Genomic DNA, 13,744 nt, shown 5'->3' with positions numbered 1-13,744 from the left:
CCGCCGGGCCGAACTCCTCACACGGGGTCGGCCCGGCAGGGTCCGTCTCAGTTCCCGTCTCATTCACGTGCGCTCGCCCACGTCAGCAGTGCTAACGGGCGAGCCCGAGTCGCCCTCGGCTTCGCTGTCCCAGAGCAGGCCGCCAACCCGCTCGGCCACGCTGCGGCGAATCGGGTCCGTGACATGTTGGTACCGCGCGGCCATCGCCGTCGTTGACCAGCCCATGATCGACATGACCGTACGCTCAGGCACGCCCAGGACCAGGAGCACGGTCGCAGCAGAATGGCGAGCGTCATGCAGCCGTGCGTCCCGAACACCAGCCTTCCTCACCAGTGCCTTCCACTGGTGGTAGTCCGTGCTCGGGTTCACCGGCTCGCCTGTCGGCGACGTGAAGACCCAGCCACCCTCTCGCCACATGTCGAGCGCCCTGGCACGCTCGGCGGCCTGCTCCTCGCGATGCCGTGCCAGCAAGCCCACGAGTTGAGCCGGCAGCCCGATCCTCCGCCTCCCAGCCCGTGACTTGGTGGCCTTCGTGATCGGGCGAGCGGCAACACGCTTCGGGCAGGACCCCGCCCGCTGGCCGCACTTGCCGCCGCAGCCATGAAGGTACTTCGGCCGAAGCCGACTCTGCCGCACCCACAGGACACCCCCGTCGAGATCCACGTCCTCCCACCGCAGCCCTAGCGCCTCGCCCTGCCGGAGCCCCAGTGCCAAGGCGAGCGCCCAACGCGCGCTGTTTCTATGCAGCCCCGCCGCGACCTTCAGGAGACGCTTCACCTCATCGACGTCGTACGGGTCAACCTCGGCATCAGGGAGCACAGGTGCCTTCGCGACCGACGCGGGATTCGACGCGATGTGCCCTCGACGTACGGCCTCATTCAGCGCGGTTCTAATCGTTCGGTGGACATGATGAGCGTTCCCGGGCGCACTCCCGTTCCTCTGCATCGTCGTGTAGAGCTTCTCAAGGTGCTCCGGCGCCAGCCGTTCAAGCCGGTGCGCGCCAAGACCCGGAATGAGGTGCTTCTCGATGTCTCCGCGATAGCCGGCGTGCGTGTTGTCCCCGATGGCAGGTGGAACGGCGATGTTCTCGATCCACTGCGCAAGCCACTTCGCCACGGTCCAGCGTTGACCCGCACCCGCACCTTCCCGGTATCACGCTCACGTTCCAGCCTGCGAACCTTCTTGATCACCTCCGATTCTGTCTTCGCTTCCACGTGCCGTCGATCAGGACGGCCGTCATCCCTCACCCCGACAGTGACCCCGGCCGTGCCACTTGCCATCGTTGCCGAGGTAGATGCTCGATGCGCCGTTCGGCCTACGTCCCATGACCCTCGCCCTCACGCTGCTCGATCGGACTTGCGAGCGTCGTCCAGGAGAGACGCGACGTATTGCTGAATGCACGTGAAGGGAATACGCCGAAGCCGGCCAATGTAGACAGACTCAACCGCCCCGGATCCCAGGAGAGCGCACATCTTGGTGCGCCCGATCTTGAGGACCTTCGCGGCCTCCTCGATTGTCAAGAGCAGCTCATCTCGTGGAATCGGCGGGCCGTCAGCCAGATCGTTCTCCATCACCACTCCTCGCACAGCTTGACGAGTTGCTGAACTGCCGAACGCGCCGAGGTCTATCGGACCTGCGCGGTGCTTGGCCGCTTCGTACTGGGTGCGCCAGCGTTGTCGTTCGGTGACGGTCTGGGCGATGACTTCGGTGTAGGTGGGGAGGCCTTCGATGTCGATGGCCTGCCAGATGTAGCGGGGTCGCCCGTCGGCATCGAGTGCGTTTGCTGAACAGCAGTCGACCTCGGGTGCGTCGATGCCTGCGGCTTCCAACACGGCCCGGACAGCGTGGAGCCGGTCGGCACGGTGCCCGGTCAGCGTCTTGCCGGTCCATTTGCGGGAGACCAGGACGCGGCGGCCGCCGCAGCCGAGGTGTTCCCGGTCGTGTGCTTTGGAGGGGCACTGGCCGGGGACGGCGCCGTCGGCGGCGTCCTTGGGCTGGATGCCGTAGGCCAGCCAGTTCCAGCAGCGCGGCGAACACGGCAACCACCGCACCTGCGCATGTAGCCGGTCGATGTGGGCCTCCCTCGCCGGCGAAACGGCCCCGTTCTCCTGGTCGTCGAGGGGGTCGACGATGGCCTTGGTGAGGTACTTCGTCAGGTACCCGACCCGACGGTCCGCCTTGTCGGTGCCGCCGACCAGTCCTTGCATGTCGGACTGGCGGCCGAACCGCACCACATGGGCCGGCTCGGCGGTCTCGTCGGCGTCCAGGTCGTCCAGCGCCTGGTCCCAGGTGGCCAGCGGTTGGTGGGTGTGCGGGTCGACGTAGCCGCCCGTGTCGCTGTCCCAGACGGGGATGTGGTCACCCCGGTAGACGATGCGGTCGTGCCGGGGCCACCAGACGGAGGCGTAGGTGGCGGCGATGACCTGCCGCAGGATCTCCCGGGGGATCGCACCCCGGATCGCGGCGTGGATGTGCGGCGCGAGCCGCTTCTGGGGTTCGATGGCGGCGAAGTACTGCACCTCCCAGCCCACGGCACGGCGCAGGTTCTGGGTGAGCCGGTCCCACAGCTTCGACAGGTGCATGGCGTCGAGTGCGGCGCGGCGGTAGTCGTAGCGGGCCGGGTCCAGCGGTCTGCCGTCGGAGTGGACGGGTCCGTAGGAGCCCATGGTGAAGGTGACGAACATCGAGGGCCGCCACGTCTTCCCGTCCCGCCCGGTGAACGTACGCCCGAGGGTGCGGTCCTCCACCTTCAACCGAGGCAGCTCGGGCACATCATCACGTCGCCGGGTGGACCGCTTCCGCCGCTCGGTGTTGGCGCGGAGTGCGGCGGCGACGGTGGCGACCAGGGCGACGGCGCCGAACACCTCCGGATGTGCCAGCCACCACACGGGTGAGGTCCGGTGCGGGGGTTCGGGTTCGTGCTCGAGGTGCCATCCCTCCCGGCACTGCTGCATCCGTAGCCGGCGCGCCTTGTCCGCACACGGCGGGCACTGGGAGGCGAGGGTGGACTGGCACGGGATCGGCACCAACCGCACGTCCCCGGTGTGGGTGTCGACGAGCTGGCGGACGATCGGGCGGACACACACCCCGGCCTGCACCGCACCGGCCCGCACCGTCGCCTCCGCCAGATGCGGAATCCTCGACCGGTTCAAGCTCGCAGCCCTCACAACCCCTCCTCGGTCGTCTCGTGGTGGTGGCGGGCGGTCGCGGCGAGCATCGCCAGATACTCGGTGAACCGGTCCGGCTGGCAGGCCGGGCACGGGCCGAGGTTCACGAGGTCGGCGAACCCCAGACACAGCCTGGACCGGGCCCGTAGCGAAGGCCTGCAGCTGACCGGGGAAGGCGGGCTGCTGCAGCAGCTGACCAAGCGGGTACTGGAGTCGGCTTTGGAGGGCGAGATCACTGACCACCTCGACTACGACAAGCACGATGCGGTGGGGAAGAACAGCGGCAACAGCCGTAACGGCGCCAGAGTCAAGACCGTGCTGACCGATGTCGGCCCGGTGGAGGTGAAGGTCCCGCGCGATGTGGCCGGCACCTTCGAGCCGCAGATCGTCCGCAAGCGGCAGCGGCGCCTGACCGGGGTGGAGGAGATGGTCCTGTCGTTGTCGGCGAAGGGGCTCACCCACGGGGAGATCTGCGCGCACCTGGCCGAGGTCTATGGGGCCGAGGTGTCCAAGCAGACCATCTCCACGATCACCGACAAGGTGATGGACGGCATGGCCGAATGGCAGAACCGGCCGGTGGACCGCGTCTACCCGGTCTTGTTCGTGGACGCCATCAACGTCAAGATCCGCGACGGGCAGGTCGCCAATCGGCCGATCTACGTCGTGATGGCTGTGACCGTGGACGGCCATCGCGACATCCTCGGGATCTGGGCAGGTGAGGGCGGCGAGGGCGCCAAGTACTGGCTGCACGTGTTCACCGAGCTGAAGAACCGCGGCCTGCAGGACGTGCTGATGCTGGTCTGCGACGGGCTGAAGGGCCTGCCCGAGGCGGTCGAGACTGTCTGGCCTCGCACGATCGTCCAGACCTGCGTGGTCCATTTGCTGCGCAACAGTTTTCGTTACGCGGCCCGCCAGGACTGGGACAAGATCGCCAAGGCGCTCAAGCCCGTCTACACCGCGCCGAACGAGGACGCGGCCATGGAACGGTTCCTGGAGTTCCAGGAGGCTTGGGGCACCAAGTACCCGGCGATCGTGCGCCTGTGGGAGGACGCGTGGGCGGAGTTCGTGCCCTTTCTCTCCTTCGATGTGGAGATACGCAAGGTGATCTGCTCCACGAACGCGATCGAAAGCGTGAATGCGCGCATACGCAAGGCCGTCCGAGCCCGCGGCCACTTCCCGAACGAGACAGCCGCACTCAAGTGCGTCTACATGGCGCTGATGAGCCTGGACCCCACCGGCCAGGGCCGCAAACGATGGACCCAGCGCTGGAAGGCACCCCTGAACGCCTTCCAGATCGCCTTCGAAGGCCGCCTCACCCCGGCCAACAACTGAACCCCTACAAACCAAGATCAACCGTTAACTTGACACTCCCGGCGACCTAGACTAGAGGAGGCGCCGGCGGGCGCAAGGTCTGCGTTGCTCTGCTGACCTGACAGAAGTTGTCACCTCGCTATGTCTTCGCGGTGCACAATGATGGGCCCGGTCTCCGTGGGGTCGGAGAGGAGGCCAGGGTGTGGCTGAGAGTTCTGGTGTTGTCCACGGTTGCCGCCATGGCCGTGGGCGGGATCTTGGCGCTGGTTTTCGGCTGGACATGGCTAGGCATCGTCCTGCTCGTTCTCTTCGTCCTTGCCGGGATATTCCTGTGGTCCTACCCGTGGGATGAGGTCAGCGAGTCCCGCGACCTGCCCCTCTGACTTGCTTACGGGTCCTGTCCCAGACGTAATCGGGACTACCCTCGCACTGTCACCTGGCGCGCGAGTGTCAAGCATCAGGTGGCGCAGGACAGCGGCCCGACCTCTTGTCGTGTGCCAGGTGATGCTTGACGGATCTGTGCCACCTGATGCTTGACACTTCGTCTGGGAAACTGAGGTAGCCGTCCGTGGTCGGCCGGACCTGAGCTTGCGCACTGGCTGCGTGGTGGCGCGGCGTAGGCGGACACCGGCGGGCAGCGTCCGAGCGTCGCCCAGGGGCTTGGGTGACGTCGGCTTGTGCCACGATGCTCTGGTGGGTGATCCGGACATGTCTGGGTGGGCCGCTGACTGGCGGGCAGCGGCGGACCAGCTGCAGCTCCAAAGAGCTGATCTCACTGCCTTGTCGGGCCGGCTCATCGACTCGAGTTGGCTGGTCTGGAACGAGGAGCATGACGAGTGGTTCGCGGACCTTCCGGTCGTGTTGAACCTCGATGACGGCCGTCAGCTTGAGGTGTCCTGGCAGAAGTTCGACGAGCTGTCCATCACCTGGAACACCATCGACACGCAGGTGTCACCGCGCTGGCCGTGGCCCTACTGGCCGCTGTCGTGGAGACGCGCTGGCCATCCGGCTCTACTGGCGAACGAGGGATCGAGAATCATCGGTGTCGCCGCAACAATGCACCGATTCGTGACGACCCAGGTCGAACCCCCGACCGGGGAACGCGCAGAAGTCTGGCTGACCAGCGCGCTTTGGCTACAGACGACTGGACCTGGCCTGCACATCTTCAACGCTCTTGACGAGAACGGGCTGAGCGACACCGCACCAGCGACCAGTGAGGATCTCCGTTCCTCGCCTCTATAGCTCCCGCCCGGATGTGGAAGCTGTGGCTGTCCGTGGCGGCCTGGATTTGATGTTACGCACGGGCTGGGTGGTGGTGCGTCGGATGACGCGGACGTCGGCGTCGTCGAGTTCGATGGCCAGGGTGGTGTCGGAGACGGCGATGGTGAGGGTGTGGTGGGCGTAGCCGCGGCCCAGCCCGATGCGTTGTCCGCAGATGGAGATCACGCCGGTGTTGTCGGCCATCCGCTGCACCCGGATCGGCTCGACGGCAGGTCGCGGCGGCGGTCCGGCGGGGCGCAGGCCGCGTAGCCGCTGGACCTGCTGGGGGTGAGTGGGTTGGCCCGGGTGCGCAGCAGCTCGCGGGTGTCGAGGTCGAAGAAGTGCAAGCTCGAGCCCTCGATCCGCACGCCGACCTGACGGCCAGCGAGGATCTCCGCGGCGAGGAGCACCTTCGCACCGAGGGTGATGGTGCCGGCCGGGGAGACCACCCGGTCGACCTCGACCGCTCCGCTGTGCTCACCTGGTGGCAGTGGTGGGGGTCCGGCGTTGACGGCGCCGGTGGCGGCCAGTTTCGCCAGGTCGGCCACGGTCAGATGCGAACGCATAGACTTGACCCGGGCGCCGGCGATGGACAGGTGGATGACCTCGGTGCTGGCCCAGAAGCGGACCACCTTCCCGGCTCGTACTGGGCCGAGCCAGAACTGCTTCTGCGCCACGCACATGTTGCCCGAGGGCGGCACCACCAGATCGAACTCCACCGGATCGCCCGCCCACCTCACCGGAGCCGGCAGCACGTCGGGCTCCGGCTGCGGCTGCGCCGTCTGGTCCTCGGGCTGGGCCGGGTCGGCCTGCCTGGCGTCTTCGGCGACCTGCAACGCGGGCGGCAGCCACAACTCCACCAGGTCCCGCTGCTCGGCTGGGATGGGGGTGAACCGGTCGGCCGGGGTGACCGGCAGCTTGTCATCCAGGGCCTGGTGCGGGCGGCTGGCGTTGTAGTCGGCCACCCAGACGTCCACCGCCGTCTGCGCGGCCTCGATCGAGGTGAACGGCTCGGCCACGTCGAGGAAGTCAGGCCGGAACGTGCCGTGGAACCGCTCCACCTTCCCGTTCTGGTTCGGTGAGGCGGGCTGGGTGAGCCGATGGGTGATCCCGTTCTTGCGGCAGATCTTGTCAAACAGCACCTCCCCGCGTTTCCCGAACCGGTCGGTGAACTGTTTCCCGTTGTCCGTAAGGACTTCCTCGGGCACTCCGAACCGGGTCAGCGCCTGCGCCAGCGCCAGGCACACCGCCCGGGCAGTGGCACGCTCGACCACCGTCGCGATCACGCAGTAGCGGGAGTGGTCATCGACACCGGTGACCACCTTGGCTTCCCGCAGTTCGCCGGTGTCGGGGTTGACCAGCATCACCCCACCCACGATGTCGATGCCCCACAGCTGCATCGGCTCCGCCCGCTCCCACCGCGCATAGCTGCTCTTGGGTCTCTTGCGGGGACGGGGCGTCAGCAACCCGTGCCGGGTCAGGATCCGGTTGATCGTCCGCTCCGAGGGCTGCACCTCCAACCCGTCGAGAGGTTGCCGCAGGAGCTCCATCCGGATCCGCTTCGCACCCCACCGCGGATGGTTGCGCCGCATCTCAGCCACCGCCACCTCCAGCGCAGGTGAGGACTGGTGCGGACAGGCCTTCGGCCGGCGCGGCCGATCCGCCAGCCCAGCCACCCCATCGACCAGATACCTACCGAGCCAGGTATGCAGCGACTGCCGCGAGACCCCCATCGAGGCCGCGACCTCCGTGGCCGTCGCACCCGCCAACACCGCCCGAACCGCGTCCAACCGCTGCTTGAGTGTGCCAGTCTGAATTGGCCCCACTTGGAGGCCTAAAGGTTGTCCCGTAATGATCTTGTGGCGCGCTGGGGTTGGGTGGGTCGACCGTGGGTGTGGTGGCTAGTCGGTGGTGAGGGTGAGGTTGCGCATGAGGGCGATGCCTGAGGTGGCGTAGTAGACGCCTTGGCGTTTGCGTCGGCAGTTACGCAGGATGTTGTAGTTCTTCATGCCGGCCAGAGCGTGTTCGGCTCGGGCGCGGATCCTGCGGTGAACGGTGTTGATCTGCTCCTTCCCTGCCGGCAACGTGGCGCCAGCTGGTTTACGGAACGGTGTGATCACCCTGGTGCCCTGGTAGCCACCATCGCCCATCACCGCCATCTGCGCGCAGGCGGCATCAGCGCCGGACTCGGCGAACGCTTTACAGTCGTTTCGGTTGCCCGGCACCGGCTTGCCCACTGTGACCGCCAGGCGGGTGTCGGCGTCGATGACGACCTGCAGGTTGGTGGAGTACCGGTAGTTCTTCGACGACGCCGCGATGCTGCGGTCATGGGTGGGAACCAGGGTGCCGTCCACGATCAACACCTGCTCCGGGCCGCGACGGCGCCGCAGGGGCGAGAGCACCAGATACGGAGCGAGATGGTCGACGACCCGCCCTGCCGCGGACTTGGAGATCCCGAACAGCAACGCCACCTGCCGCAACGTCAGGTTCGTGCGGTAGTACACCGCGACCAGCAACACCCGGTCCTCAAGCGGCAGCCCCCACCGGCGACCCGCACCCGTCTGCTCGGCGCCACGAGCCCGCACGATGCCCACCAGCTTGCGGAACTGCCGCACCGACAACCCCGTAAACGGTGGAATCCAGCCATCCGAGGAAGCACTGATCACCTGCACCACGACATGGTCAACCCCGACCGGCGGGTCTACCGACCCGACACGCCGATTACGGGACAACCTTTAGTGCTGGGGCAGATTCCAGTCAACGTCGCAACACGGCGGGTCTGTGTTGATCTCGTCTGGTCGGCAGACTAGTGGCATGTTGGGTTTGCCGGAGACGGATGTTGCCCGGGTTCAGCGGTGGTGTCGCGACCGTGTGCCCGCGCAGGTGCGTGACCAGGTTCGGGTCGAGTTGGACGTCGCCGAGCGTCACGTGACGATCGTGGAGTGCCGGCCGCCATGGCGGGAGGACGTGGACGGTGAGTGGACTCGGTTCCCGATCGCGCGGCTGCGGTACACGAAGTCCACCGGGTTGTGGTCGCTGTATTGGCGCGATCGCCACCTGCGTTTCCACGAGTATGACCGGGTGCCCGCGAGCCAGAGCGTCGAGGATCTGCTCGCGGAGGTCGATCGCGACCCGACGGCGATCTTTTGGGGCTGACGCTGGCGGAGTCCGTCCCCGTCGTCTGTTAGGCGGTGGCCGAGGTGATCGCGTCGGCGATCAGGTCAGCTGGTTGGGCCCGGTCGAGGCTCTTGCGCGGTCGGGTGTTGACCTCCTCAGCCACCTGTTTGAGTTCTTCGGGTGTGACGTGGCGCAGGTCGGTGCCCTTGGGGAAGTAGTCGCGCAGGAGCCCGTTCATGTTCTCGTTGCTGCCGCGCTGCCACGGCGAATGCGCGTCACAGAAGAACACTCTCGTGCCGGTCTGTTCGGTGATCTGTTGATGCAGCGCGAGCTCTTTGCCCTGATCCCAGGTCAACGTCCGGCGCAGCCAGGCCGGGAGGACACCCAACGCTGTCGTTATGCCTTCGCGCATCGCGTCCGCGGTCGGCCTGCCGGTAGGAACGTGAACGAGTATTAGGTAGCGGGTGCGTCGCTCGACGAGCGTGCCGATCGCGGACCGGTTCCCGGCGCCCGTGATGCAGTCGCCCTCCCAATGCCCTATCTCGACCCGGTCGGTCACCTCGGGCGGCCGGTCGGCGATCATCGTCATCGCGGTCAACCGTCCGCGCCGCTCCAGCCCCTGGACCCGCCGCCGCCGGCGGCGCCGCCTGCGCTTGGCCGGTCGGGCGATGGGCACTTCCGGGTCGTAGATGGCCTGGTAGATCGACTCCGCGCATAAGTAGCGCTCGGGTTCGTCGGGGAACCGCTCGCGCAGTTGGTGCGCGACCTGTTCGGGGCTCCACCGCTTGCCAAGAAGTTCCATCACCACCGCGTGTAGTTCGGCGTCGGCGAGCAGGCGCCGCTTGCGCGGGCGAGGCAGGCGTTGCGCCGCGATCCTGTCCGCGTTGCGGGGGAGGTAGCGGCCGGAGGGATCGGCGTTGCGGCGCAGCTCCCGGCTGACCGTCGACGGCGAACGGCCGATCTCGTTCGCGATCTCCCGCACCGTGCACTTCTCCCGCCGCAGATCGGCGATTGTCATCCGCTCAGCCAGGGACAAGTAACGAGGATGCCGCGGCTTCGGCGTCGGGTTACACACGGGCGGATACTGCACCGCCTCCCCAACGGTGTTGAGGATGGTGCGCCCGAACCGCCAGCGTGTCCCTGTTCGCCGGTTGATCCCGACCGTGCGGCAAGCCTCAGCGTTGCTCACGCCTTGCGCGATCAGCCGGAGGAACCTGTTCTGCTTCTCCGTCAGCCCACGGCTCGGACGCCTCGCTCGCCCCTGTCCCATCGCAACCTCCAAAAGCCCTGGATGTTGCGACGTTGACTGGAATCCGCCACAGCACAACGGGGCCAGATGGGCTTGTCATTCTCAGCTGCTCGACAACCGACAACACAACCAGTGCCAATCCCAGCCTCCCCGAGTCACCGACGCCCCGCGGAGACGCCAGCGCCCAGAATGGCCGAACCAGTCAGTGTCAAGCATGTGGTGGCACACGAGTGTCAAGCAGCAGGTGGCACAGGACAAGCGGCCTGACCTCTGCGTTGCTGTGTTGACCTCTTAGAAGTCAAGGCGCCGCTGGCGCGGCGCTCGCCGTGCCGCCCTTGCGGGCGGCCCTGGGGGGGCCGTCCTCGGACGGCCGACGCCGGTGGGGGGCACAGCACTCATCGAAGACCTCAGGGCTTCGCCCCGAACCCCAGTCCTCTCTCCGGAAGGGAGCCGCTGGGCTCCTCTCCCATCGGCCGGCCACCGCACGCGGCATACCCGGAACCCGGACAGGGGCGCAAGGCCAAGCCTGACGGTCGACGCGTCGAGCCTTGCGCCCCTGTCCAGAACCCGGGTGTGGACAAGCTGTCCGACCGACGGAAGAGGAGCCCTCCAAGTGCAGGCTCGTGCACCTGCAACCAGAGCCACGTGCTGTCTATCGCGTGGGCCGGTACTTCAGGTGCGTCACTGCCGGACCTGAGGCCACGTCGACGAGATCGAAGTCCAGGGCGCCAACATCGTCCAGCGGCCGTTCGCCGCCGCCCACCGTTACCGGCGCGACGTGCAGCACCAGCTCCTCCAGCAGCCCGGCCCTGAGATATTGCCGCACCGTGCTAGCGCCACCGGCGATCTGCACGTCGCCCGCATCGGCCGCCTTGCGCGCCTGTTCCAGTGCGGCCTCAATGCCGTCAGTGACGAAGTGAAACGTCGTGCCGCCCTTCATCGGCAATGGCTCGCGCGCGTAGTGACTGAGCACGTACACCGGGGCGTGATACGGCGGCTCCTCACCCCACCACCCGCGCCAGGACAGGTCCCACTCACCCCCGCCCGGGCCGAACATGTTCCGCCCCATCACGAACGCTCCCGTCAGGTTCGGGGTGCCGGTGAAGGGAGATGCGTCCGGTGCGGAGCCCGCCCACGCCATCGTCCGCATCCCGCCCTCACCCATCGGATTCTCCAGGCTCTGCCCCGGAGCCGCCATGCACCCGTCAAGGGACACGGTGACGTCGCACCTCACGATCCCCATCGCTGCTCCCATCCTCGACGATTCCGGCCGCGAGCATGCCAGGAGACCTGACTCCTCGGCAACACGCACTGCGTGTGTACATACGCGCGATGCTGTCGGTACGGGCACTGGTCGACATCACCAGGCTGACTCGCGGCTGACGACCTGACCCCAGTCTGACCCCAACGAGCTGAAACACCGGGCGACGAGGAGCACCAGGCCGACGACCTCCCGAGCGCGGACGAGCAGCTCGCGATCAGGCTGCCCGTTCCTACGGATAACAAGGTCAGGCCGGACGCAGAACCGCCCGCTGTCCCGTGCAATCCACGTGCAACAGCGGGCGGTCAAAGAGGATGATCAACGGGCATTGGCGGTCAGTCACGCTCCGCCATATTGCCTGGTCAGGATGGTGGGCAGGGGCGGGGTCGAACCGCCGACCTTCCGCTTTTCAGTCTGACCCATCCTGACGCTGGCTCTCTAGAGCGGGCGGCCGATCAGCCAGTGGTGGCCGAACGGGTCTACCACGCGGCCTTGGCGCATCCCGTAGGGCTGGTCGGCGACGGCGAACATCTCGCGTGCGCCAGCGGTGACTGCCTGTGCCGCGAGCGCGTCGGGATCATCGACGTCGAGCGAGATCCGGACCGTCGTCGCGCCGAGCGTTTCCGGGCTCGGCGTGCCGAGGTCCGGCGCCTCGGTCGCCACGCCGAGACGATGACCTGCGATCGAGAGCACTGCCACTTGCGGCCCGTCAGAGGCGCGCACTCGTTCGCCTTCCTCGATGGCGCCAAACGCCTGCGTGTAGAACGCGACCGCGGCGTCGACGTCCCGGACGGCTAAGAATGGATAGACATCGCTCATGCGCGTGAGCCTATTGCGCTGGAGCCTCCGCCGGAGGCCGCACTGTTCCTGAATCGGCACCGCTGGCGGTTCGATGAGGGAAGCCTCAGTCTCAGTTCTCGTCTCATTCATCTCTGTTCGCGGCCGTCCGGGCAGGACCTGGTGCACGCGGCTCACGCGTGCGGGGGCCTGGATGATCATTGGTGAACCCCATTCGGCACACCTGCTAAGCGGGTTGAGGGCTCAAACCCTCTCGCGGGTTCAAATCCCGCCGCCTCCGCCCTGACCTGCGCAGACACGCAGGTCTCCGCCGGGCCGAACTCCTCACACGGGGTCGGCCCGGCGTCGTCCGTTTCAGGGCCCGTCTCATGTGTGTCCGTTCGCCCGACCCCGCAGTACGACCACCGGAAGAGTCGTCGCCGGGAGCGAGTCCCTAGGCGGAGGGCAGTTCAAGGCAGCGCCGGGCGAGGTCCATCCGCCACGCGGCGTCCTCTCTCGGCGTTGGCGACAGGTCGAGGCGGGCGGTCAATAGACAGTGATTGGCGTTGCGCGCCGCCATGAGGACCGGGAGGTGGGTTTCCCAGGCGGCCGGCAGTGGACGGGCAGTTCGATAGCCGTCCAGATACGCGGACCGTAGGGCGGGGTAGGCGGGATTGTCGGCGATGGCGCCCGGGTATCCGGCGAGGTTCCCCAGCAGCGGGCAGAGGTCGTAGGGGAAGTAGCTCCAGCCGCAGTCGTCGAAGTCGATCACTCCGACCCTCCACGCTCCGCCGGAGTTGCGGAGGTGGCAGTTGCCCAGGATGTAGTCGCAGTGGATGACGCCGAAGGACGAGCCCGATTCAGCGTCCAGCGCGGCGAACGCGGCCCGTGTCCGGTCGGCGATCTCGTCGAAGAGACCGCGATCTGTCGGCGAGAGGAGCTCGTCGAGGCTGAGCATCGGACGGTAGGGGGAGGCCAGCGTGGTGAACATGGCATCGGCATCCCAGCGCGGCAGCTCGAAATCGGCCGGTGGCTCGAACTGTTCGGCGGCGTTGTGGAGGAGCGCCAGGGCTCGTCCAAGGCTGTGGACGGCGTTCGGACCGAGTCCGTTCCCAGGCACGAGGGCATCGCCTGCCACCCACGTCAGCAGATCGCAGTGACGCAGCCCACCGGGCGAGGCCTCGCTTGCGGGCAGCTTCGATTCCACGACCAGACGTCCGTCACGGGCAGGTACCGGCTGGGGAACCTCTACGTCGCTGCCAGCCAGGTACTCATGGACCGTCTGGAGAAACCGCAGTTCAGAGCGGGTGTGCGCGACTGTTCGGTAGCCAGGTCGATGGATCCGAAGAACGAACCGGCCGGCGGATGGGCCATCGGTGAGGACCTCGAAGGTGGCGTTGTTCTCGAGCCGCAGCGCCCGTAGCCCCTTGATCGGAGGCAGGTCGTAGGCGGCCAGCACCGTTCGTGCAAGTGCCTCGAGCGGGTCAGCTGACTCAGCAGGAGCGCTGTCGGTCACAACGTTGGTCTCCTCAAGAGCGTCGCATGTGCTCTAGGGTCCGATGCGATGGGTGAAACTCGATCATGGTGGGCGACCGTAGCCAC

Annotated in this window: 13 protein-coding genes; 4 read left to right on the top strand and 9 right to left on the bottom strand. The window is 67.1% G+C overall.

From position 1 onward, the window contains the following. Positions 1-63 precede the first annotated feature (63 nt). Both HEB94_RS47555 and HEB94_RS54065 read right to left on the bottom strand, forming a co-directional pair. The gene (locus HEB94_RS47555; RefSeq protein WP_202896930.1) at positions 64-1,116 is read right to left on the bottom strand and encodes a tyrosine-type recombinase/integrase; all 1,053 of its coding nucleotides are present in this window, start codon (positions 1,114-1,116) and stop codon (positions 64-66) included. Positions 1,117-1,337: 221 nt separating this feature from the next. Then, entirely contained in the window at positions 1,338-3,167 is a 1,830-nt protein-coding gene (locus tag HEB94_RS54065; protein ID WP_192755932.1) for a replication initiator, read from the bottom strand. Between HEB94_RS54065 and HEB94_RS47545 the strand changes: the two genes are divergently transcribed. The 3 genes from HEB94_RS47545 (at position 3,129) to HEB94_RS47535 (ending at position 5,720) form a co-directional block, all read left to right on the top strand. Then, entirely contained in the window at positions 3,129-4,499 is a 1,371-nt protein-coding gene (locus tag HEB94_RS47545; RefSeq protein ID WP_420481565.1) for an IS256 family transposase, read from the top strand. The two genes, HEB94_RS54065 and HEB94_RS47545, sit on opposite strands and share 39 nt — an antisense overlap. A 179-nt stretch (positions 4,500-4,678) precedes the next feature. Continuing rightward, complete coding sequence (locus tag HEB94_RS47540; protein ID WP_192755931.1) at positions 4,679-4,861, top strand: hypothetical protein; 183 nt, start codon at positions 4,679-4,681, stop codon at positions 4,859-4,861. A gap of 310 nt (positions 4,862-5,171) precedes the next feature. After that, positions 5,172-5,720 (top strand): hypothetical protein, encoded by a 549-nt coding sequence (locus tag HEB94_RS47535; RefSeq protein WP_192755930.1) that lies wholly within the window; start codon positions 5,172-5,174, stop codon positions 5,718-5,720. On the opposite strand, the gene HEB94_RS49925 is transcribed toward HEB94_RS47535, so the two are convergent. The 3 genes from HEB94_RS49925 to HEB94_RS47525 form a co-directional block, all read right to left on the bottom strand. Beyond that, a complete protein-coding gene (locus HEB94_RS49925; protein ID WP_202896929.1) occupies positions 5,715-5,942 on the bottom strand; it encodes a hypothetical protein in 228 nt (75 codons plus the stop codon). The two genes, HEB94_RS47535 and HEB94_RS49925, sit on opposite strands and share 6 nt — an antisense overlap. Next, on the bottom strand, positions 5,921-7,564 hold the full coding sequence (locus tag HEB94_RS47530) for an IS481 family transposase (protein WP_337918475.1): 1,644 nt from the start codon (positions 7,562-7,564) through the stop codon (positions 5,921-5,923). Before HEB94_RS47530 ends, HEB94_RS49925 begins: the two co-directional genes overlap by 22 nt. Positions 7,565-7,639: 75 nt before the next feature. Next, positions 7,640-8,413: a transposase gene (locus HEB94_RS47525; protein WP_192755929.1), complete on the bottom strand. Its 774-nt coding sequence runs from the start codon at positions 8,411-8,413 to the stop codon at positions 7,640-7,642. A gap of 139 nt (positions 8,414-8,552) precedes the next feature. On the opposite strand from HEB94_RS47525, the gene HEB94_RS47520 reads away from it, so the two are divergent. Next, positions 8,553-8,894, top strand: a complete 342-nt coding sequence (locus HEB94_RS47520; RefSeq protein WP_192755928.1) for a DUF3024 domain-containing protein — start codon at positions 8,553-8,555, stop codon at positions 8,892-8,894. Between the two features lie 28 nt (positions 8,895-8,922). Here HEB94_RS47520 and HEB94_RS47515 read toward each other — a convergent pair whose 3' ends face one another. The 4 genes from HEB94_RS47515 to HEB94_RS47500 all read right to left on the bottom strand — a co-directional run bounded on the left by HEB94_RS47515 (position 8,923) and on the right by HEB94_RS47500 (position 13,658). Beyond that, a complete protein-coding gene (locus HEB94_RS47515; protein ID WP_192755927.1) occupies positions 8,923-10,125 on the bottom strand; it encodes an IS30 family transposase in 1,203 nt (400 codons plus the stop codon). 631 nt (positions 10,126-10,756) lie between these two features. Continuing rightward, positions 10,757-11,347 carry a dihydrofolate reductase family protein gene (locus HEB94_RS47510; RefSeq protein ID WP_192755926.1) on the bottom strand — a complete coding sequence of 197 codons (591 nt, stop codon included), beginning with the start codon at positions 11,345-11,347 and terminating at the stop codon, positions 10,757-10,759. Positions 11,348-11,803: 456 nt separating this feature from the next. Next, entirely contained in the window at positions 11,804-12,184 is a 381-nt protein-coding gene (locus HEB94_RS47505) for a VOC family protein (RefSeq protein ID WP_192755925.1), read from the bottom strand. 412 nt (positions 12,185-12,596) lie between these two features. After that, entirely contained in the window at positions 12,597-13,658 is a 1,062-nt protein-coding gene (locus HEB94_RS47500) for a phosphotransferase (protein ID WP_192755924.1), read from the bottom strand. Between the last annotated feature and the right edge of the window lie 86 nt (positions 13,659-13,744).

The organism is Actinopolymorpha pittospori, from assembly GCF_014873875.1.
In the GTDB taxonomy this organism is placed as follows: Bacteria; Actinomycetota; Actinomycetes; order Propionibacteriales; family Actinopolymorphaceae; genus Actinopolymorpha; species Actinopolymorpha pittospori.
This window is presented reverse-complemented; position numbering and strand designations above follow the sequence as displayed.

Coding starts and splice junctions, on each gene's coding strand:
- HEB94_RS47545 (WP_420481565.1), top strand. CDS start 3,129: ATGCGGAATCCTCGACCGGTTCAAGCTCGCAGCCCTCACAACCCCTCC.
- HEB94_RS49925 (WP_202896929.1), bottom strand. CDS start 5,942: ATGGCCGACAACACCGGCGTGATCTCCATCTGCGGACAACGCATCGGG.
- HEB94_RS47520 (WP_192755928.1), top strand. CDS start 8,553: ATGTTGGGTTTGCCGGAGACGGATGTTGCCCGGGTTCAGCGGTGGTGT.
- HEB94_RS47515 (WP_192755927.1), bottom strand. CDS start 10,125: ATGGGACAGGGGCGAGCGAGGCGTCCGAGCCGTGGGCTGACGGAGAAG.
- HEB94_RS47510 (WP_192755926.1), bottom strand. CDS start 11,347: ATGGGGATCGTGAGGTGCGACGTCACCGTGTCCCTTGACGGGTGCATG.
- HEB94_RS47505 (WP_192755925.1), bottom strand. CDS start 12,184: ATGAGCGATGTCTATCCATTCTTAGCCGTCCGGGACGTCGACGCCGCG.